Raw genomic sequence first — 21114 nt, forward strand, 5'->3', positions numbered from 1 at the left:
TTCGCGACGCCGGCGTGAGCGCTAACCCGCCAGGGCGGTCTGCAGCGGCTCGGCGTAACGCTGGAGCAGGACCTCCCGAAGCTCGGCATGGGCAGGCGAGCCGAGGTGGGGATCGCGTTCCACCAGGGCTTGCGCCGATCGCTGCGCCTCCGCCAGCACCGCCTGATCGCGAGCCAGGTCGGCCAGCCGGAGGCGCGGCATTCCCGCCTGAAGCGTTCCCCACAGCTCGCCCGGGCCGCGCATGCGGAGATCGGCCTCGGCGAGGGCGAGCCCGTCCTGGGTCGAGGCCATGAGCTGGAGCCGCTCGCGCCCGCGCGCGCGGGTCGCGCTGCCCTGCATCAGCACGCACACCGAACGCTGCGCTCCGCGCCCCACGCGGCCGCGCAGCTGGTGGAGCTGGGTGAGCCCGAACCGATCGGCGTTCTGGATCACCATCACCGTGGCGTTGGGCACATCCACGCCGACTTCGACCACCGTGGTGGCGACCAGCAGCTGCACCTCGCCGCCGACGAAGCGCTGCATCACGTCGACCTTTTCCGCCGGCTTCAAGCGCCCGTGCAGCAGGCCGAGCGTGAAGCGGCGAAGCAGGGGATGCGCCCGCAGTCGCTCGAACTCGGCCTCGGCGGCCCGCGCCTCGCTCCGGCCCCCCGCCTCGATCACCGGGGCCACCCAGTAGGCCTGGCGGCCGGCGGACAGTTCGCGCGCCACGAATTCCAGCACCTGGGGCAGCTTCTCCTCTCCCGCGATTCGTGTCACCAGCCGGCCGCGACCGGCGGGGCGCGCGTTCAACCGGCTCACATCGAGATCGCCATAGAACGCCAGCATCAGCGTGCGGGGAATCGGCGTCGCGGTCAGCACCAGCACGTCGGGCAACGCCCCCTTCTGCGCCAGCTGGGCACGCTGCCGCACTCCGAATCGATGTTGTTCGTCCACGATCGCGAGCGCCAGATTCGGCAGCTCGAGCCTGTCCGCGATCAGCGCGTGAGTGCCGACCACGATCATGGGCTCGCCAGACGCAAGGCGGGCTGAGAGCGCCCGCCGCTCCGCCGCCGGAGTCGCGCCGGTCAGCGTCGCCACTTCGACGCCGGCCGGGGCGGCCACCGCGGTCAGGGTGGCGGCGTGCTGGCGCGCGAGGATCTCGGTGGGCGCCATGAACGCCGCCTGCCTCCCGCACTCGACCACGTGAAGGGCGGCCAGCGTCGCCACCACGGTCTTGCCGCTGCCCACGTCGCCGAGCAGCAGGCGCTGCATCGGATGCGGCGAGCGCAGATCGGCGACGATCTCGCTCAAGGCGCGGTCCTGATCGGCGGTGAGCCGGAAGGGGAGCGCCTCGCGCGCGCGCTTCGCGAGGGCTCCGCTCGCCAGGTGCGCGAGTCCCACGGATTCCACGTGCAGCACCTGTCGCCGGATCGCGATCGTGGCCTGGAGCAGGAACAGTTCCTCGAACACCAGGCGCCGGCGCGCCGCTTCGAGCTGCTCGGCGTCGGCGGGAAAGTGGATGTGCTCGAGCGCCTCGGCCAGCGGCCCGAGGTGCTCCGCGCCGCGCACCTCCTCCGGCAGCGGATCCCTGACCTTCGCACCCGCCCGATCGAGCGCGGCGCGCACCGCCCGCCGCATGGCGCGCCCGCTCAGCCCCCGGGTCAGCGGGTGGACCGGCACCAGTCGGCCGGCGTGCAGCAGATCCGCGACGTCCCCTTCCGCCACCTCGAACAGCGGATTGAGCATTCGCTTCTCGACCGGGTCGAGCTCGCCGCTCACCACCACGCGCGTGCCGGGTTTCAGCGTGCGGGCGAGAAACGGCTGCCCGAAGAAGTAGACGGGGAGCCGCCCGGTGGCGTCGGCCAGCGTGGCGGTGAAATCGGTGCGACCCGCCCGGGTCCGCACCGCTCCGGCGTTCCTCACCACCGCGTCCACGGTCAGGAGCTCGCCCGGCTTCACCTCGGCGATCGGCACGAAGTGCCGCGCGTCAAGGTGGGTGCGCGGGTAGTGCCGCATGAGATGCTCGAGCGTGATGATGCCGAGTCGTTCGAACAGGATGGCCCGCTGCGGCCCGACGCCGGGCAGGAACTGCACTCGGGTTTCGGGTTGAAGGGGAAGCGCGCTCACCGCGGCCGAGGATAGGGGATCGGGCGCGCCTTTACAGCCCGCGAACCGACTGCTAATGTCCTCGGCCGCTTGCTCCCCCGGAGTTCTCGGGGGGGCGCGATTCCGTGACCAGGAGGTTCGGGTTGGCTCAGCGATGTGACATTTGCGGCAAGGGCAAGATGACCGGGCATGCGGTGAGCCATGCTCACAACGTCAGCTCACGCGTCTGGAACCCCAATCTGCAGCGGGTTCGCGCGATGGTCGAGGGGCGGGTGCGCACCATCTCCGCCTGCACGCGTTGCCTGCGCAGCGGGCGCGTGACCAAGGCCGCCCGCGGGCGCAAGACGATCGGCCTCCTCTAGGTCCGCTCGAAGGCCTAGGCGCTCTTCCTCCGAAAGTCCTCCCGCCACTCCAGCTGATCGCGGGGCGCCGCCCGTCCGGGCGCCAGTGCCAGCGCGAGCGCGAACGCCTCGTCGGCTTCCGCGTTCCGTCCCAGCGCGCGCAGGGTCCAGCCGAGATCGGCGTGCGCCGCCGGATCCTTCGGCGCCAGCCGGATCGCCTCGCGCAGTGGAGCCTCGGCACCGCTGGCGTCGCCGCGCAGCAGCCGGACTCTTCCCAGCAGCCCGTGCGCGTCGGGCCAGGCCGGGCGGCGCGTGATGAGCGCGGCCAGCCGGGTTTCGGCGGACGCCACCGAGCCCAGCGCCAGCTCGACCAGCGCCAGCTCGAGGGTAGCGACGTCGAACTGCGGCGCGATCTCGAGGGCGCGACGGTAGGCATCCCTCGCATCCTCCAGGGCTCCCCGCGCGCGATGCGCGCGCGCCAGGGCCACGTGCAGATCGGGATAGTCGGGCTGCACCGCGATCGCGCGCTGGAGCTCGGCCTCGGGGCCCCCGCCGGCGCCCAGCGACAGCAGCTGGGCGGCCGAGCGCAGCGCTTCGCCCGGAAGCTCGCGGTCGCGTGCGAAGCCGCGCCGCAGGGCGCGTAACGCCTCCTCGCGGCGACCGGTGGAGTGCAGCACCAGCGCCAGCAGCCGCTGGGCGCGCGCGAACTGACGATTGAGCTCGACGGCGCGCTCCAGCGACCCCACCGCGCCGGCCGCGTCGCCGGCCCGCGCACGGGCGAGCCCCAGCCAGAAATGAAGGTCGGGATAGTCGGGATAGTCGGCCACCGCTCGCTCGGCGTGCGGCAGCGCTCGCGCCGGAGATCCCGCCTCGAGCGCCGCGCGTACCGCCAGCCGGCGCGCCTCGAGGTAGCGCGGGTTCACGGTCAGGGCCCGATCGAGCTCGGCGAGCGCCGACTCCGCTTCACCGGCTTCCATCAGCAGGCTGGCGAGCCGCGCGCGCAGATCCGGCCATCCGGGTCGCTCCTCGACCGCACGCCGCATCGCCTCGAGCGCCGCCTCGAGGTCGCCGGCGTGGTAGCGCTCGATCGCTTCGGCGTCGGCCGAGCGGCTCCTCGGCTCGCCCGGGCGCGGCAGGGTCCGCCAGTGGCCGGCGTCCCAGTCGGACGACTCGAGCCCGCGCAGTCGCGCCGGAAGCGGAAAGCCCTCGGCGAGCGCGGCATCGAGCGACAGCCCGACGCCGACCGGATCGTTCTGCCGGTCGAAGCACACCGCGAGCAGCATCAGCGCCTCCGGATAACGCGGGCGGTCGGCGAGCGCGTGCTTCAGGTCGGCGACCGCCTCGGCCCAGCGTCCGGCGCGCTCGCGAATCCGCGCTCGGTAATAGCGCAGCTCCGGAAACGCCGGCTGGTGCTCGAGCGCGTGGTCGAACTCCGATTCCGCCCTGGCGTCCTCACCGGCGTGGAAGAACGCCAGCCCCAGATGCGCGCGGGCCTCGGCCGCGTAGCAGCGGGCCAGCAACGCGTCCGGGTGGCGCGAATCGCGCAGCTCCGCCAGCGTGGCCTCGAAGCTCCCGGCGGCCGCTTCGAACTCGCCACGATTGAACTGCTCCATGCCGTCGGCGTAGCGGTGGTGATGGCCCCAATCGCGCAGCGACGAGAACAGGTTCACGTCCGGATCCTCGAATGGGGCGGGAAGGTTCTCCCGCCCCTGGCGATTCAGTCCATCTGGCGCCGCAGGAACGCCGGCACCTCGAGCGAATCGCTCCGCGACGGCGTCTTGCCCCAGCGGCTCGGACGCGGCTCCTCGCGCTGCCACTGCGGGTGACGCAGGTCGCTCTCCTCGCCGGGCGCTGCCGCCGCGCGTCCCTTGTCCACCAGTCGCAGCCGCGGCTCGACCTGGCCGAACCCGGTGGCCACCACGGTGAGCTGCATCTCGCCGTCCATGTTGGGGTCGATGACGGCGCCGAAGATGACGTTGGCATCCTCGCCGGCCGCCCCCACCACCACACCCGCGGCCTCGTTCACTTCATGAAGCGTCAGATCGCGGCCGCCGGTGATGTTCACCAGCACGCCCTCGGCGCCCGAGATCGAGACGTCTTCGAGCAGCGGGCTCGACACCGCCGCCTGTGCGGCTTCCACCGCGCGGTTCTGACCGGTCGCGCGCCCGGTGCCCATCAGCGCGTTGCCGCGGTTCGACATCACCGCCTTGACGTCGGCGAAGTCGAGATTGACGAGGCCCGGCACCGTCACCAGGTCCGAGATGCCCTTGGTGGCCTTGAGCAGGATCTCGTCGGCGACCGCGAACGAATCGGTGAGCGAGCAGCTCTTGTCCACCACCGCCAGCAGCCGCTCGTTGGGAATCACGATCAGCGTGTCCACCTCGGCGCGCAGCTCGGCCAGGCCCTCCTCGGCCTGACGCATGCGGCGCCGTCCCTCGAAGATGAAGGGCTTGGTGACCACCGCCACGGTGAGCGCGCCGGTCTGCTTGGCGATCCGCGCCACCACCGGCGCCGATCCGGTTCCGGTGCCGCCGCCCATGCCGGCGGTGATGAACACCATGTCGCTGTCGGTGAGCGCATCGGCGATCGCCTGCTCGTCCTCCTCCGCCGCGCGTCTCCCTACCGAAGGGTCGCCCCCGGCGCCGAGCCCTCTCGTGGCGGTGGCGCCGATCTGGATGCGGTGCGGCGCCAGCGACTGATTGAGGGCCTGAACATCGGTGTTGCCGACGATGAACTCCACGCCGCGCAGGCCGGCGCCGATCATGCGGTTCACGGCGTTGCCGCCCGCGCCTCCGCAGCCGATGACCTTGAGCTTCGCGGTGGTGGTGCTGTCGAATTCCAGTTCGAACATGGCACGACTCCCTGTGCCCGCCCCCGGTCCTTCGGACGATCCGAAGTCCGCTGAGGCGCGTTGGGGTGGATCAGAACAGATCGGCGAACCAGCGGCGCAAATCGAATCTCCCTTTCCGTTCGGCCGGACCGCGACGCTCGCGGCCCTCGGCGCTCTCACCGCGTGCGGCGTGGAGCACCAGGCCCACGCCGGTGGAGTAACGGGGATCCTCCACGTTGGCGGACAAACCGCCGAGACCGCGCGGCGCGCCGAGGCGCACCGGCATCTCGAACACCTGCTCCGCCAGCTCCACCACGCCCGGCATCAGCGAGGTGCCGCCGGTGAGCACCACTCCCCCGCCGAGCAGCTCGGCGAAGTGGTTCTTCTTCACCTCCTTGTTGGCGAGCGCGAAGATCTCCTCCATGCGGGGTTCGACCATCGACGCCAGCACGTGGCGAGAGATCTCCCGATCGGAGCGCCCGCCCACGCCCGGCACCATCACCATCTCGTCGGCGGCCACCAGCGCCGCGAGGGCCGAGCCGTGCTGGATCTTGATCTGCTCGGCCTTGTCGATGGGCGTGCGCAGCCCGATGGCGATGTCGTTGGTCACATTGGCGCCGCCGAACGGAATGATGGCGGTGTGCCGGATCGAGCCCTCGAAGAACACCGCGACGTCGGTGGTACCGCCGCCAATGTCGAGCAGCACCACCCCGAGGTCGCGCTCGTCGGGCCCGAGCACCGCGTGGCTGGAGGCCAGCGGCTCCAGCACCAGGTCGCCGACCTTCAAGCCGGCGCGCTGGATCGAGCGACAGATGTTCTTGGCCGAGGTCACCGCGCCGGTGATGATGTGGACCTCGGCCTCGAGCCTCACCCCGCTCATGCCGACCGGATCCTTGATCCCGTCCTGATCGTCGACGATGAACTCTTGCGGGATCACGTGAATGATCTCGCGATCCATCGGGATGGCGATCGCCTTGGCCGCCTCCACGACTCGATCCACGTCGGGTGGCCCGATCTCGTTGTCCTTGCGGGACACCGCGATCACGCCGCGGCTGTTGATGCTGCGGATGTGGTCGCCGGCGATGCCGGCCGTCACCGCCTTGACCTGAACGCCCGCCATGCGCTCGGCCTCGTCGACCGCGCGCTGAATGCTGGCGACGGTTTTCTCGAGATCCACCACCACGCCGCGCCGCAGGCCTTCACTCGGGGCGTTGCCGACCCCCACTACGCGCAGCTCCGGACTGCCGTTCTGATCCGCGATGATGCAGGAGATCTTCGTGGTGCCGATGTCGAGCCCCACGAACGTCCGCGTCGCCTGTGCCATGCCGCCATCACCTCCCTGTGACGAAGACTGTCAGCTGGTTCGCGCCGGCGGCCCATGGGCGGCCGGGCGCACGATCACCTGATTGTCGAAACGAAGATCCACTTCCTGCGCGAGCACGCGACGCTGCTGGAGATCGGCCAGCACCACGCGCAGAGCCGACAGCGAGCGCGTGTCGGGCGGCCACGCGGGGGACAGCACGCGCGTCCCCGATAGCAGCGTGAGCGCGGTGGATCGGGGATCGGAGACATCGAGCTCGGATACCTGGCCGCCGAGCTGCAGCTCGCGCGCGCCGAGCGCCCGCACCCAGGCCAGCCCTCGCTCGATCGCCGGCGAATGGATCTGGGTGCCCGGCGACAGCCGCTGGAGCGAGGGCCCCACCAGCATCGGCACGTCGGCGACCACGCCGTCGGCGAGCGGCGGCAGCAGCACGCCCGCGGTGTCCAGCTCCCAGGGTTCGCCGTGCTGCACCAGCAGCACCGGAGTCCGCTCCTCGATGCTCAGCGTCACGCCGTGCGGGAACCGGCGCGTGACGCGCGCGGCCGAGATACGCGGCTGGAGCAGGAGCCGCTGGCGGACCAGCGCCGGATCCACCGACCACAGGTCCTGGCCGCGAGCCAGGCCCGAGCCGCTCACCACCTCGGCGGCCGACAGATAGCGCAGGCCTTCGACGCGGATATCGCGCGCGTCGAACAGCCGCTGCTGCAGCGACGGCGGCAGGTGCGCGATCGCGGTCACGACCGCGATTGCCGCGAGCCCCAGCCCCAAGCGACGCAGGCGCCCCCGCCGGCGTCGCGGCGCATCCGTGCGCAGCGCCCTTCCCTGGTACAGGCTCATCCTCGCGCACCCTCCGGTGCGCTCACCTCACGCCTCAGACGGCTCAGGATCTCGTCGCCGGTCTTCCAGACGTCGCCGGCGCCGAGGGTGATCACGGTATCCCCGCCGCGGGCCTCGGCGGCAATGGCCGCCGCCGCGGTGGAGGGATCGGAAGCATACTCCACCTCGTGGTATCCATGCTCGTGCGCGCTCTCGACCAGGGATCGGCCGGTGGCCCCGGGGATCGGCGCCTCGCCGGCCGGATAGACGTCCAGCACCCAGACCCGGTCGGCGTCGCGGAAACACGTGCCGAATTCCTCGCGCAGCGCGGCGGTCCGCGAGTAACGATGCGGCTGGAAGAGGACCAGCACCCGACCGCCCAGCCCGCGGGCCGCGGCCAGGGTGGCCGCGATCTCGGTGGGATGGTGGCCGTAGTCGTCCACCACCCGAATGCCGCCGGCCTCGCCGCGCGTTTCGAAACGCCGTGACACTCCACGAAATCCGGCCAGCGCTTCCTGAATCTGCTCGAAGGCAACCTCGATCTCGAGCCCCACCGCCACGGCGGCCAGCGCGTTCAGAACATTGTGCTTCCCGGGAAGCTGGAGCTCGATCGGGCCGAGTTCGCGGCCTCCCGCCTGCGCCACGAAGCGCGAGCCGTGCGGGATCAGCTCGACGCGCACCGCGCGCACCTCGGCCTCGGCGCCCGTCCCGTACAGCACCACGCGCTTGGTGACGCGCGGCAGGATCTCGCGGACCTGCTCGTCGTCCCCGCACAGCACGCTCACGCCGTAGAACGGAACGCGGTTGGCAAAGTACACGAACGCCTGGCGCACTGCGTCGAGATCGGGATAGTGATCGAGGTGCTCCCGGTCGATGTTGGTGACGACACAGACCGCCGGGTTCAGCCGCAGGAACGATCCATCACTCTCGTCGGCCTCGGCCACCAGAAACGAGCCGTGACCCAGACGCGCGTTGGTGCCGAGCGCGTGCAGCCGACCTCCGACCACGATGGTCGGGTCGAGGCCGCCTCGTGCCAGCACCGCGGCGATCATCGAGGTGGTGGTGGTCTTGCCGTGAGAGCCTCCCACCGCCACGCCGTACTTCATGCGCATCAGCTCGGCCAGCATCTCGGCGCGACCGATCACCGGAATGCCGGCCTCGCGCGCCGCCATGAGCTCGGGATTGTCGGGCTTGACCGCGCTCGAATAGACCACCACCTGAGCCCCGGAAACGTTGGAGGGATGGTGTCCGGGAAACACCCGCCCGCCGAGGCGCAACAAACGATCGGTGACGTCGCTGACCTTGAGGTCGCTGCCGGTCACCTGATAGCCCATGGTGAGCAGCACCTCGGCGATGCCCGACATGCCGGCGCCGCCGATGCCGATGAAATGAATGCGGTGAGTGCGCCCGTACATCAGCGCCCTCCGCCTTCGCCGAGCGGGGCCGGTTGCTGCGCCTTGCGCCGCCCCTCGCCCCAGCGCTGCAGGCTGCGCGCGATCCGCTCGGCGGCGTCGGGCCGCGCGAAGGTGCGCGCGTTGGCCGACAGGCGCGACAGCGCCTGGCGATCGGCGAGCAGGTGCGCGATCTCTTTCGCCAGGCGCTCTCCGGTCAGCTCGCGGTCGAGGATCATGGCGGCGGCGCCGCGATCCACCAGGTTGGCCGCGTTGATGACCTGATGATTGTGCGCGGCGTGCGGGTAAGGGACGAGAATCGCCGGCGTGCCGCAGACCGCGATCTCGGCGAGCGTCATGGCACCCGAGCGGCAGACCACCAGATCGGCGGCCGCATAAGCCATGTGGATGCGTTGCAGGAACGGCAGCACCTTCGCCGGCAACTGCTCATCGCGCACCACGCCGGTCGCCCAATCGAAATCGTCGCGCCCGGTCTGCAGGATGAACTGGACGTCGACGCGGCCCTTCAGGCGCCGCATGGCGTCGAGCGCGGCCTCGTTGATGCGATGAGCGCCACGGCTGCCCCCGAACACGAACACGGTGGGCTTGCCCGCGGTGAGCCCGAATTCGGCGATGGCGGTGGCGCGATCGCCGCTCAGGATGTGGCCGCGCACCGGATTTCCCGAGACCTTGAGGTTGTCCTTGCGTGCGAAATAGGAGCGCGCCTCGACGAACGAGAGATGCACTTCGTCGGCGAGCCGCGCCAGCCAGCGATTGGCGAGACCCGGCACGCTGTTCTGCTCCTGCAGGAGCAGCGGCTTTCGCAGCAACCAGGCGGCCAGCGACACCGGCCCGCTCACGTAGCCGCCGGTGCCGAGCACCACGTTCGGTCGCTCCGCCAACATCACCACGAGCGCCTGTGGAACCGCGACCAGGTTGGCGAGCAGCGCGAACGGCCAGCGCCACCACGCACCGCGCGGGAAGCCACGGGTCAGGATGTAGCGGATCCGGAAGCCGGCCTGCGGCACCACCGAGGCTTCCAGCCCGCGGCGGCTGCCCACGAACACGATTTCGTCGGTCGGACGCAGGCGCTTCAACTCCTCGGCCACCGCGATGCCCGGATAGACGTGGCCGCCGGTGCCGCCGCCCGAGATCATGGCCTTCATGAAGCGCCTCGCGACCAGCGCTGCGCCGCGAGCGCGGCTTCGGTCTGGTTGAGCACGCTGATTCGATGCAGCAAACCAGCCGCGGCCATGTTGGCGAGCAGCGCGGAGCCGCCGTACGACACGAACGGCAGCGGCAGCCCGGTGGTCGGGAAGATGCCGGTCGCCACCGCCAGATTGACGATCGCGTAGAGCCCGAGTTGCAGCGTGAGCCCGCCGGCCAGCAGCGCCGCGAACGGATCGTGGGTGCGCGCCGCGACCCGCAGCCCGCGCCACACCAGCAGCCCCAGCAGCCCCAGCAGGATGGTGGCGCCGACGAAGCCCAGTTCCTCGGCGAGGATCGAGAAGATGAAGTCGGTGTGCGCCTCGGGGAGGAACAGATACTTCTGGAGCCCGGCGCCGAGACCGCGGCCGAAGATCCCGCCCGAACCGATCGCGATCAGCGACTGATCGAGCTGCCAGCCCGCGCCATGCGTGTCGAGCTCACCGCCGAACACGAATTTCGCGAAGGTCGTCACGCGTCCCATCATGTACGGGTGCGTCTTGAGCGCCACCATCACGCCCAGCGCGCCCACGCCGACCGGAACCGCGAGCGAGCGCAGCGGCGCGCCCGCCAGGAACAGCATCAGGAAGCCGGTGAGGCCGAGCAGCCCGGCGCTGCTCAGATTCGGCTGCAACAGGATCAGGCCGCTCAGACCCGCGACGATCGCGAGCGGCGGCAGCACGCCGCGCATGAGTCCGAGCTCGGACGGCGGCCGCCGCTTGAGCCACCAGGCCAGGAAGATCACCGCCGCCAGCCGCCCGAGATCGGTGGGCTGGAGCGTCAGGAAGCCGAGCCGAAGCCAGCGCGTGGCGCCGTTCGACATGTGCCCGGCCGCCACCACCACCGCGAGCAGAGAGACCGCGACCGCCAGCAGCGCCGGCGCGGCCTGCTCGAGGCGGCGGAGATCCGCCTTCGCCGCGATCCCGAGCACCGCCAGCCCCAGCACGGTGCGAAGCAGCTGGCGGGTGAAGTAGTGGCTCGGGTCCTGGAATCGGGTGAGGCCGAGGATCGCGCTCGAGGAGTAGACCATGACGAGTCCGACCGCGGTGAGCAGCAGCGGCAGGATGATCAGCCAGCGATCGCCGCGGCTCACGCGTGGGCCTCTCTGAGCCGCAATCGCGCGACTTCGTCCCGGAAGCGCTGGCCGCGATCCTCGTAGTCCTTGAACATGTCGAACGAAGCACAGCCGGGCGAGAGCAGCACCACGCCCTCACCCTCCGGCGCGCGCCGAGCGGCGGCGAAGGCCTGGTCCACCGCTTCCTCGAGGCTCGCGGCGCGCGACATCGGCAGACCGTTCCAGGCGCCTGCGATCCTGGCCGCGCCTTCGCCGATCAGCACCACGTGCCGCGTGCGGCGGCCGACCCGAGCGCGTGCCGGCGCGAAATCCTGGCCCTTGTCGCGACCGCCGGCGATCAGAACCACGGGGTGCGCGAAGCTCTCGAGCGCCACTTCCATCGAGCCGACGTTGGTGGCCTTCGAGTCGTTGACGAACGACACGCCCTCGATCGTGCCCACGCTCTCGAGTCGGTGCGCGAGCCCGGCGTAGCGACGAAGCACCGAGCGCAAGGCTTCGGGAGCGATCTCGAGCGGCAGCGTCGCCGCCAGCGCGGCCAGGGCGTTGGAGAGGTTGTGCGGGCCGGGAAGCCGCAGCTCCGCGGCCGGCATCAGCGGCTCCATTCCCCCGCGCCAGGCCAGCTGAATCTCGCCGAGCGCCGCGAACGCGCCCTGCTCGACCGGCGCGGTGCGGGAGAAGAACAGCGGCGTGCCCGCTCCGGTGCGGCGCCGCATCACCTCGGGATCGTCGGAGTTCCACACCCCGTAGTCGCCTTCTTCCTGGCGCGCGAACAGCCGCTGCTTGGTCGCGCCGTAGCTCGCGAAATCGCCGTGCCGGTCGGCGTGGTCGGGTGTCAGGTTCAGCCAGACCGCGACGAAGGGCTTGAGCCGATCCACCGATTCCAGCTGGAAGGAGGACACTTCCACCACCAGCAGACCGCTGGCGCTCACCGACTCGGCCACTTCGCAGATCGCGCGCCCGATGTTGCCGCACACCGCCACCTCGCGCCCGCCCCCGGCGAGCAGGGCGCCGATCAGGTCGGTGGTGGTGCTCTTGCCGTTGGTGCCGGTGACGCACACCAGCGGCGCGCGCGCGGCCAGGAAACCGAGTTCGAGCTCGGAGAGCACCGGCACGCCCCGAGCGCGCGCCCCTTCGGCGATCGGATGGGTCAACGGAATGCCCGGGCTCCAAATCACGACGTCGCGGCCTTCGAGCAGACTCGGGTCGTCGCGTCCCAGCTGAAGATCGACGCCGCTGAGCGATTCGCGCGTGAGTCCTGCCGGCGACTGGCGGTCGCACAGCCGCACGTCGAGCCCGTGCCGGGCGAGGAGGCGGGCGGCGGCGAGTCCGGAGCGCGCGGCGCCTACCACCAGCGGGTGGCGCCCGGGAAGCGGATGGAGCGGGTCGATGGTCACTGGAGTTTGAAGGTCGAGAGCGAGAGCAGGGCGAGCAGCGCGCCGACGATGTAGAAGCGCAGCACCACCCTCGACTCGGCCCAGCCCGACAGCTCGAAATGATGATGGAGGGGCGACATTCGAAACACCCGCTTGCCGGTGAGCTTGAACGAGACCACCTGGATCATCACCGACAGCGCTTCGGCCACGAACACCCCGCCCACCAGCAGCAGCCAGAATTCACGCTTGATGAGCACGGCCACGGTTCCGAGGGCGCCGCCCAGCGAGAGCGACCCGGTGTCTCCCATGAACACGTCGGCCGGATGACAGTTGTACCAGAGGAAGCCCAGCGCCGCACCGAGCACCGCGGCGCAGAACACGGTCAGCTCGCCGCCGTAGCTCAGATGCGCGATGTTCAGGTACTCGCTGAACTTGGCGTGGCCGGAGAGATAGCACATGCCGGCGAACGTCAGCGCGGCGATCGCCACCAGCCCCGAGGCCAGTCCGTCCAGGCCGTCGGTGAGGTTCACGGCGTTCGAGGAGCCGGTGATCACCAGGATGACGAACGGGACGAACAGCCAGCCGAAATCCACGAACCTCAGCTTCAGGAACGGCACCTGAGTGACGGTCGGCGACAGGCCCGGCTCCGGCCACACCAGCAGCACGATCCCGATCGCGAGCCCGAGCGACACCTGTCCGACCAGCTTCCAGCGGCCGAGCAGCCCGTGCTTCATGCCCTTGACCACGCGCAGCCAGTCGTCGAGGAATCCGATGCCGCCGAGCCAGACGGTGGCGAGCATCGCGAGCCACACCGGGCGGGAGTGCAGGTTGCCCCACAGCAGCGTCGGCACCACGATCGCCGACACGATCAGGACTCCGCCCATGGTCGGGGTGCCGGCCTTGGCGAGATGGGCCTGCGGGCCTTCGGCGCGGATCTTCTGCCCGAGCTTGACGCGCCGCAGCCACTCGATCATCGGCGGGCCCAGCACGAAGCACAGCAGCAGCGCGGTGACCGCGGCGTAGGCCGAGCGGAAGGTGATGTAACGGAAGACATTCAGGACGCTCAGGCCGTGGATGGTGTGCAGCGGATAGACGTACTCGTAGAACACGTCAGCTCGCTCCCAGTCCTTCGAGCAGGGTTTCGAAGCGCGCCCCGCGCGACGCTTTGATCAGCACCACCACTCCGGGCGCCAGCGCCTCGTGAAGCGCTTCGCGGAGCGCCTCGCGCGATTCGAACCGGCGCGCGTTCTTCGTGCCGCGCGCCCAGTCCTGGGCGTGCTCGCCGGTGGTCCACAGCTCGACGTTCGGGCCCGCGGCGCGCGCGGTCTCGGCGTGCAACCGAGAGGCCTCGGCACCCAGCTCGAGCATGTCGCCGAGCGCGGCGATGCGGCGGCTGGCGCCCGGCCAGTCCGACAGCGTCTCGAGCGCGCGCTCGGTCGACTCGGGATTCGCGTTGTAGTAGTCGAGCAGCAGCGTCGCGCCCCGGGCGTGGCGAATCTCCATGCGCGCCCTGCCGGGCCGGGCGGCGGCCAGGGCCGCCACCGCGCGCGCCGGATCGACGCCGAACTCGCGCGCGACCGCCAGCGCCCCCAGGGCGTTGGCGACCTGGTGCCGCCCCGGCAGGGGCAGCACGAACTCGGGGAATCCCGCGACGGCGAGCTGCGAGCCGGACTCCCCCAGGGCTTCGAACCTGACCGGCCGGAGGTCGGCGCCGCGCGCGAACCCGTACGTCACCTTGCGACAGGCGAACGGCCTCAGCGCCACGAGCAGGCGCGGCGAATCCGCTCCCGCGAAGGCGACCTGATCGGCCTTGAGATTCGCGGCCAGCGACGCTTTCTCGCGCGCGATCGCTTCGAGCGTGCCGAGGTGCTCGAGGTGCGCGCTGCCGGCGGTGGTGATCAGCGCGGCGTTGGGAGCCGCGATCGCAGCCAGCCCCGCGATCTCGCCGGCGTGGTTCATGCCCATTTCGATCACCGCGGCGCGATGCTCGGCGCGGAGCCTGAGCAGGGTGAGCGGCACGCCCCAGTGATTGTTGAGATTCCCCTCGGTCTTCAGGGTCGGCGCGGCCGCCTCGAGCACTGCCGCCACCAGATCCTTGGTGGTGGTCTTGCCCGAGCTGCCGGTGACGCCGATCAGGAGACCACTCCAGCGTTCCCGGTGTCGCGTGGCGAGCCGCTGGAGCGCCAGCGTGACGTCGTCCACGATCACCAGCGGACCGGAAGACTTCTCGCGCCATTCGGCGGCGTGGGCGCGATCGCAGAGCGACGCACCCGCACCGCGCGCGAAGGCCTGCGCGATGAACTGATGGCCATCCGCGTTCGCGCCCGGCAGCGGCACGAACAGATCGCCGGGCTGAATCGTGCGCGTGTCGATCGAGGCTCCCTCCACGCCCGAGCGCAGCCACTCCTCGCGCGCGATGGGATCGGCGGGCGGGCTCGAGGCCCACAGGTCGCCCCCGGACGCCTGCGCCAGTTGGGGCAGCGTGAACAGGGGCGTCGAGGTGGCCATCACGCCGGCCGTCTCCGCCGCAACAATTCACGCGCGACCTCGCGATCGTCGAACGGCAGCACCTGGCTCCCGATGGTCTGCGTGGTCTCGTGCCCCTTGCCGGCGATCAGCACCAGGTCGCCCTCCCGCGCCGAGTCGAGCGCGCGGGCGATCGCCTGCCTTCGATCCAGCTCGACCGTGATCGGTCGCGCCGGTCCGGTCGCGCCGCTCAGGATCTCGCGGGCGATCGCCGCCGGATCCTCGCTGCGGGGATTGTCGTTGGTGATCCACACCTGATCGGCGGCGCGCGAGGCCACCGCTCCCATCAGCGGCCGCTTGCCCCGATCGCGATCGCCGCCGCAGCCGAACACCAGCAACAGGCGGCCGCGCGAGTGTTCGCGCGCCGCGTGGAGCGCGCGCTCGAGCGCGTCGGGCGTGTGGGCGTAGTCCACGACCACCAGGAACTGCTGCCCGGCGTCCACTTTCTCCAGCCGACCCGGCACGGCCGGCATTCTCATCAGCCCCTGCTCGATCGTATCGAGCGGCAGTCCGAACGAAAGGGCGGCCAGATACGCGGCCGCGGCGTTGAACGCGTTGTGCTGCCCGAGCAGCGGGAGCCGGAAGGTCCGCTCGCCGCCGGCGGCGGAGTTCCCGAGGTCGAATCGCTTCTTCTCGCGCAAGTCTTTGGGTACCTCGACGTCGAACTGCAAGTGGAGCCCGTCAGGTTGTGACTGGATTCGCTCGATGCTCAAGTCGAATTTCATGGCCGGCGGCGCATCGGACAGGTCCGTGCCGAAGGTGAGCACGCGAGAGCCCGCGGCCTTCGCGGCCGCGATCACCCTCGCGCCGGCGGGATCGTCGCCGTTGACCACCGCGGTCACGCGCTTGCCGTTCGGCCCATTGCGACCGTCGAACAGCATCAGCTTGGCGTCGAGGTAGTTCTCCATGGTGCCGTGATAGTCAAGGTGATCCTGCGTGAGGTTGGTGAACACGCAGGTGTCGGCCTCCAGTCCCCAGGTGCGTCTCAAGGCGAGCGAGTGGCTCGATACCTCCATCGCCACCGCCTTCACCCCGCGTTGGCGCATTTCGGAGAGCAGCGACTGCAGCTCGGGCGCCTCGGGCGTGGTGAACGAGATCTCGCGTGACTGGTTGGCGAAGCGCGCACCGGTGGTGCCGATGACTCCGGCATTCCAGCCGGCGGCGTGAAACATGGATTCGAGCATCCAGGTCGTCGTGGTCTTGCCATTGGTGCCGGTGATCGCGACGATTCGAAGCCCCCGCGACGGATGGCCGTAGAAGTTCTCGGCCGCCTGCGCGAGCGCCAGGCGCGGCTCGCGCACTTCGACGTGCGCCGCGCCCTCGACCACCACGCCGGGAGCCGAGACCACCGCCACCGCTCCGGCGCGGATCGCGTCGTTCACGAATCGGGCGCCGTCGGCCTTCAAGCCGGAGAGCGCGAAGAACGCGTCGCCCTTGCGGACGCGGCGAGAGTCGTAGGCCAGGCCCGAAATCGCCAGCGAGGAATCGCCACGCCGCCCGACCACCTCGAGCCCCTCGAGCAGATCGTTCAAGTTCACGGCCCCGGAGCCCGGAGCGCGGCGCCGCTGGCCAGCGCGTTGAGCCCATCGCCCTCGGCGTGCGCCACGCCCGGCTCGCACCACAGCCAGGCGGTACGGTCGGCCGGCAGGGGGGCGCCGGCCGGCGGGCTTTGCCGGACCACCAGCCCGCCGCCCTCGATGTGCGAGCGCATGCCGAGCAGCGCCAGCCGTCGCAACGCCTCGCGCACCGCGACGCCGGCGAGTTCCGGCATGAGTCGGGTGGCGGAATCCTGGGGCGCCGCGAGCCACACCGCGATCCGCGAACCACGCTCGGTGGCCTGACCGGCCGCGGGCTCCTGCGCGAGCGCGCGCGGGCCCTCGCCTTCGAAGCGCGCGTGCAGGCCGAACGACGACAGGCGGCGCTCGACCTCGGCAGGAGGGAGCAGCCGCACGTCCGGCACCGTCACCGGCGCCGGCGCAGGCGGGCGATACGCGATGTCGGCGGTGCTCGGCTCGAACGGCCCGTCGGGCAAGCGCATCAGGTCGAGCATGGCCTCGCGAAAGACCGGCGCCGCCACCTCGCCGCCGTAGTAGTGCCTGCCGTGCGGTTCGTCGATCACCACGACCCCCACCATCCGCGGCCGGTCCGCGGGCACGAAGCCCACGAAGGAGGAAAGATACATCCCGCGGCCGTAGGTGCCGACGGTGGCGTCGTACTTCTGAGCCGTGCCGGTCTTGCCGGCAATCTCCAGCCCCGGAATCCGCGCGGCCTTGGCGGTGCCGCTGTCCACCACGGCGCACAGCATCTCGCGCAGGATCGAGACGGTGTGCTCGCTGAACACGCGCCGCACCGCGTGCGGCTGGTACTGGCGAGTGACGCGGTTGTTCTGATCGCGCAGCTCGCGCACCAGCATCGGCTCCATCAGCACGCCTCCATTCGCGACCGCCGCGTAGGCCAGCGCGAGCTGGAGCGGCGTCACCGCCACCTCGTGACCGATCGCGATGGTGGGACACGAGCGGGCCGACCAAGAAGCCGGCGAGCGCAGCCGGCCCGCCGCCTCGCCGGGGAACTCGATGCCGGTGATCTCGCCGAATCCGAGATCGGTGGCGAACCGATAGAGGCGATCCGGGCCGACCAGCAACCCGAGCCGACCCATGACGATGTTGCTCGACCAGCGCACCGCGTCGCGGAAGCTGAAGCTCGGCGCCCGGTGTACGTCGTGGAAGAGCGCCCCGGGCGCCAGCAGCGCGGTGCCCGAAGCCGAGGCCTCGAACACCTGATCGGGCTGAGCGAGACCCTCTTCGAGGGCCGCCCCCGCCACGACGAGCTTGAAGGTCGAGCCCGGCTCGTACTGATCGGTCACCGGCCAGTTGCGCTCGCGACCGGGCGGCAGATGCGGCACGCTCACCGCCGCCAGGATCTCGCCGGTGTTGGGATCGAGGAACAGAGCGAAGCCGCGTTCCGCGCGCAGCGTGTCCACCGCGCGGGCCAGATGAGACTCGACGATCGACTGAAGATCCGCGTCGAGGCTCAACACCACCTGCTGCCCGTCCTCGGCTTCTCGGCGCGAGCCGCGCGGGAGCGCGTGCGCCTGGCCTCGGCCGTCACGAAACAGCGTGGTCCATCCGGCCCGGCCGCGCAGCGTCTGATCGAGCTGCAACTCGAGCCCGTCGACGCCAATGTCGTCGGTGTCGGTTCGCCCGAGGATCTCACGCGCGGCGCTGCCGAGCAGATACTCGCGCCGCGTTTCGAGCGACAGATAGATTCCGGGGAACCCGCCATCGGCGATCTTCTGGCCGACACCCGGCTCGACCTGGCGCGCGACCACCAGATACGGTCTTCCCGACAGGAACTCCGACTCGAGTTTGCGTTGCTGGAGACCGAGCGCGATGGCGAGCGCACGGGCGGTGCCGCGCGGATCCTTCATCTCGCGTGGCGCGGCCGCGACCGTGTAGGTCTCGAGATCGTGGGCGAGCGCGCGCCCGTGGCGGTCGAGCAGATCGCCGCGCTGCGGCCGCACCAGCACCCGTTGTTCATGGTTGCGCTCGGCCCGCGCCACGTAGTCGGCGTGCTGCACGATCTGCAACCAGGCCACTCGCAGCCACAATCCCACCAGGCCGAGAAGAAGACCGGCCGCAGCCACCAGCACCCGACTCTTGCGCATGTCCGTGTGGGCCAATTCTCCCTCCCTGGAACGGCGATTCACGCGGATCGCCGGGCCAGCACTCGCGCGGTGCGGTGGTGCGGCCGGTCACACCGGTCGCCCGATCGTATCAGGCTCGATTCATGGTCAGTTCCCGTTGCGGCCGCGCGCCGTGGCTTCCGGCACCAGCGCGCGAGAGAAGCGATCCACCCAGGCCAGAGCGACGGCGCGGCTCGGGCCGGAGGAGGACTCGTCGGAAGACAGATAGTCCGCGGGCAGCACCACCACCTGACGCGCATCGGCCGGCGCGAGTCCGAGCTCGCTCGCCATCGGCGACAGCGCGGAACGCGTGGCGCGCCGCTGCAGCTGGGCGCTGACGTAGGCCTCGCGCGCCTCCACCGCCGACAGCGAATGACGCGTGCGCTCGAGGCGCAGGCTCAGCTCGGTCACGCGCGCGTTCTGCCACACCTCGGCGAGCAGCAAGGCCAGCAATCCGAACGCGGCCAGCCAGACATCGGCGCGGAAAGAGCGCGACTCGTTCGCGTTCCACACCACACGGGGACGATGGGGCTTCGGGCTCATGTGGACTTCCTCCGAAACGCTCGCAACCGCGCGCTCCGAGCGCGAGGATTGCGACCGACCTCCTCCTGCGAGGGTGTCACCACCCCTCGATGCAACGGTTCCCAGGGCGACTCCGCCACCGACGCCGGCGGCCGCCGCCTCGAAACTACCGAACGCTCACCGCGCAGCGCGTTCTTCACGCGCCGGTCCTCGCCCGAGTGATAGGCGATCGTCACCACCACGCCGCCGGCGCGCACGGCGCGCGGCAGCCACTCGAGCGCCGCCTCGAGATCCTCGGCTTCGCCGTTCACCCAGATGCGCAGCGCCTGGTACACCTGCGCGAGCCGGCGCGGATGCGCGTGGCCGCCGGACAGTCGATGCACCAGCGCCGTCAGCTCGGTGGTGGTGCCGAGCCAGCCGGCCTTGGCCTCGCGCACCATCGCGCGCGCGAGCCGCGTCGCGTCTCGAATGTCGCCGTGCTCGCGAAGCGCGCGCGCCAGCGTCGCGGGCTCCGCGTCACGGATCTCCTCCCAGGCGGGCCGTCCCCGGGCGGGGTCGAGGCGCAGGTCGAGAGGGGCATCGAAGCGGAATCCGATCCCGCGCGCGGGGTCGTCGAGCTGGCGGGACGAAAGCCCGAGGTCGAACAAGGCCCCGGCCAGCAATTCGCCGCCCGCCTCGCGATGCGCGACCGGAAGCTCGTGGAACGCGGCGCGCGCCAGGGTCACCCGCGCTCCGAATCGCGCCAGCCGGTGGCCGGCGACTTCGAGGGACTGAGGATCGCGATCGGTGCCGAGCAGCCGAGCCCCGGATTCGGCTTCGAGAAGGGCTTCCGCGTGGCCGCCGTCGCCGAGCGTCGCGTCGAGATAGAGCCCCGGGCCGCCGCGAATCCAGCGCAGGACTTCCTCGACGAGCACCGGCTCATGACGCGAACTCACGACCGGACTCGATCGCACCGGCCGCTCCGAGCAGCTCGTCGGCCGAGGGCCAGCAGCGCAGCGCGCCGTCACAGCCCGCGAGCCGGAAGAGGTCGCGCAGGTAGTGCGACAGCCCGCAGATCACGAAGCTCCCGGCGTGGGTCTCGAATCGCTCGAGCGAGGCCACCAGCGCGGGCAACAGCCGGTAGTCGACGTGGCGGAGCTGAGAGCAGTCGATGATCAACTGGCTCGCCCCGCGCGCCGCGAGATCCTCGAGCGCCGACTCGAGCCGTCGGATCGCCACCGCGTCGAGCCAGCCCCGCAGCGCGAGCAACGCGACCCGACCGCCACCGCGCTCGAGCAGCTCGAGCCTCGCCGTCGCTCCATGTCGGCCGTGGGTCAGCTCCAGATTGAGCGCCAGCGCGCGACGGGATTCCCGGGCGACTTCGGGCAGAAGGGTCATGGCTGCTTCCCTCCCAGCACTTCTCCTGCGAGCGTTTCGTATTCGCCGTTCGCGGCCTGGACCAGGGCATCCAATCGCTCCTGGTTCCAGATCTCGATGCGATCAACCTGGCCGAGCAGGACGGCTTCCTTGCCGAGGCCTGCCCGGCCCATCAGTGCCGGCGGGATGGCGATGCGTCCCTGCGCGTCCACCGACACCTTGGTTGCGTCCATCAGGAACGCGCGCGCGAACGCGCGGCCCCGACGGTCGCCCATGGGAATCTGGCGCAGCCGCTCCTCCACGCGCCGCCATTCTTCCGGCGCGTAGAGAGCCAGGCACCCTTCGAATCCCGACACCAGAAAGAACGTGTCCGCTCCGCCCTTTTTGGCGGAAGCGGAGCGACGCATGGTGGCAGGTACGCTGATGCGACCCTTGTGATCGATCGCGTAGGTCTGAGTGCCGTAGAACGACGCCAAGCTGCGCCCGTTTCGCTGGAGTTCATTTCCCATTTACTGCCACGGACCACCACCTTTCCCCACAATTCCCCACCGCCGGGCGGCACACTAGATTTCGCCGCAAGCAGTGTCAAA

Annotated in this window: 18 protein-coding genes; 1 reads left to right on the forward strand and 17 read right to left on the reverse strand. The window is 70.7% G+C overall.

Annotation, left to right across the window (positions count from 1 at the left end; genetic code table 11):
• Positions 1–21: 21 nt before the first annotated feature.
• Entirely contained in the window at positions 22–2106 is a 2085-nt protein-coding gene (gene recG / locus VMJ70_08890) for an ATP-dependent DNA helicase RecG (protein ID HTO91232.1), read from the reverse strand.
• A gap of 122 nt (positions 2107–2228) precedes the next feature.
• Here recG and rpmB point away from each other — a divergent pair, with 122 nt between their 5' ends.
• Positions 2229–2447, forward strand: a complete 219-nt coding sequence (gene rpmB, locus VMJ70_08895; protein ID HTO91233.1) for a 50S ribosomal protein L28 — start codon at positions 2229–2231, stop codon at positions 2445–2447.
• Between the two features lie 14 nt (positions 2448–2461).
• Here rpmB and VMJ70_08900 read toward each other — a convergent pair whose 3' ends face one another.
• The 16 genes from VMJ70_08900 to mraZ form a co-directional block, all read right to left on the reverse strand.
• Positions 2462–4096 (reverse strand): tetratricopeptide repeat protein, encoded by a 1635-nt coding sequence (locus VMJ70_08900; protein ID HTO91234.1) that lies wholly within the window; start codon positions 4094–4096, stop codon positions 2462–2464.
• 47 nt (positions 4097–4143) lie between these two features.
• Positions 4144–5277, reverse strand: coding sequence for a cell division protein FtsZ (gene ftsZ, locus VMJ70_08905; protein HTO91235.1), 1134 nt, complete (start codon positions 5275–5277; stop codon positions 4144–4146).
• Between the two features lie 70 nt (positions 5278–5347).
• On the reverse strand, positions 5348–6580 hold the full coding sequence (gene ftsA / locus VMJ70_08910) for a cell division protein FtsA (protein ID HTO91236.1): 1233 nt from the start codon (positions 6578–6580) through the stop codon (positions 5348–5350).
• A 30-nt stretch (positions 6581–6610) separates the two neighbouring features.
• Positions 6611–7414, reverse strand: coding sequence for an FtsQ-type POTRA domain-containing protein (locus VMJ70_08915; GenBank protein ID HTO91237.1), 804 nt, complete (start codon positions 7412–7414; stop codon positions 6611–6613).
• Positions 7411–8808 (reverse strand): UDP-N-acetylmuramate--L-alanine ligase, encoded by a 1398-nt coding sequence (gene murC, locus VMJ70_08920; GenBank protein HTO91238.1) that lies wholly within the window; start codon positions 8806–8808, stop codon positions 7411–7413. The genes VMJ70_08915 and murC overlap by 4 nt, the downstream gene beginning before the upstream one ends.
• The gene (gene murG / locus VMJ70_08925; GenBank protein HTO91239.1) at positions 8808–9950 is read right to left on the reverse strand and encodes an undecaprenyldiphospho-muramoylpentapeptide beta-N-acetylglucosaminyltransferase; all 1143 of its coding nucleotides are present in this window, start codon (positions 9948–9950) and stop codon (positions 8808–8810) included. The genes murC and murG overlap by 1 nt, the downstream gene beginning before the upstream one ends.
• Positions 9947–11083, reverse strand: coding sequence for a putative lipid II flippase FtsW (gene ftsW, locus VMJ70_08930; protein ID HTO91240.1), 1137 nt, complete (start codon positions 11081–11083; stop codon positions 9947–9949). The genes murG and ftsW overlap by 4 nt, the downstream gene beginning before the upstream one ends.
• Entirely contained in the window at positions 11080–12459 is a 1380-nt protein-coding gene (murD, locus tag VMJ70_08935) for a UDP-N-acetylmuramoyl-L-alanine--D-glutamate ligase (protein HTO91241.1), read from the reverse strand. The genes ftsW and murD overlap by 4 nt, the downstream gene beginning before the upstream one ends.
• Entirely contained in the window at positions 12456–13547 is a 1092-nt protein-coding gene (gene mraY / locus VMJ70_08940; protein ID HTO91242.1) for a phospho-N-acetylmuramoyl-pentapeptide-transferase, read from the reverse strand. The genes murD and mraY overlap by 4 nt, the downstream gene beginning before the upstream one ends.
• Before the next feature lies 1 nt (position 13548).
• Positions 13549–14946, reverse strand: a complete 1398-nt coding sequence (murF, locus tag VMJ70_08945) for a UDP-N-acetylmuramoyl-tripeptide--D-alanyl-D-alanine ligase (GenBank protein ID HTO91243.1) — start codon at positions 14944–14946, stop codon at positions 13549–13551.
• Complete coding sequence (locus VMJ70_08950; GenBank protein ID HTO91244.1) at positions 14946–16502, reverse strand: UDP-N-acetylmuramoyl-L-alanyl-D-glutamate--2,6-diaminopimelate ligase; 1557 nt, start codon at positions 16500–16502, stop codon at positions 14946–14948. The genes murF and VMJ70_08950 overlap by 1 nt, the downstream gene beginning before the upstream one ends.
• A complete protein-coding gene (locus VMJ70_08955) occupies positions 16499–18643 on the reverse strand; it encodes a penicillin-binding transpeptidase domain-containing protein (GenBank protein ID HTO91245.1) in 2145 nt (714 codons plus the stop codon). The genes VMJ70_08950 and VMJ70_08955 overlap by 4 nt, the downstream gene beginning before the upstream one ends.
• Before the next feature lie 111 nt (positions 18644–18754).
• Positions 18755–19189, reverse strand: coding sequence for a hypothetical protein (locus tag VMJ70_08960; protein ID HTO91246.1), 435 nt, complete (start codon positions 19187–19189; stop codon positions 18755–18757).
• Entirely contained in the window at positions 19186–20103 is a 918-nt protein-coding gene (gene rsmH / locus VMJ70_08965; GenBank protein HTO91247.1) for a 16S rRNA (cytosine(1402)-N(4))-methyltransferase RsmH, read from the reverse strand. The genes VMJ70_08960 and rsmH overlap by 4 nt, the downstream gene beginning before the upstream one ends.
• Positions 20087–20545, reverse strand: coding sequence for an STAS domain-containing protein (locus VMJ70_08970; GenBank protein ID HTO91248.1), 459 nt, complete (start codon positions 20543–20545; stop codon positions 20087–20089). Before VMJ70_08970 ends, rsmH begins: the two co-directional genes overlap by 17 nt.
• A complete protein-coding gene (gene mraZ / locus VMJ70_08975) occupies positions 20542–21000 on the reverse strand; it encodes a division/cell wall cluster transcriptional repressor MraZ (protein ID HTO91249.1) in 459 nt (152 codons plus the stop codon). Before mraZ ends, VMJ70_08970 begins: the two co-directional genes overlap by 4 nt.
• Positions 21001–21114 lie beyond the last annotated feature (114 nt).

Origin of the sequence: Candidatus Sulfotelmatobacter sp., assembly GCA_035498555.1 — a bacterium.
Classification (GTDB): domain Bacteria; phylum Eisenbacteria; class RBG-16-71-46; order RBG-16-71-46; family RBG-16-71-46; genus DATKAB01.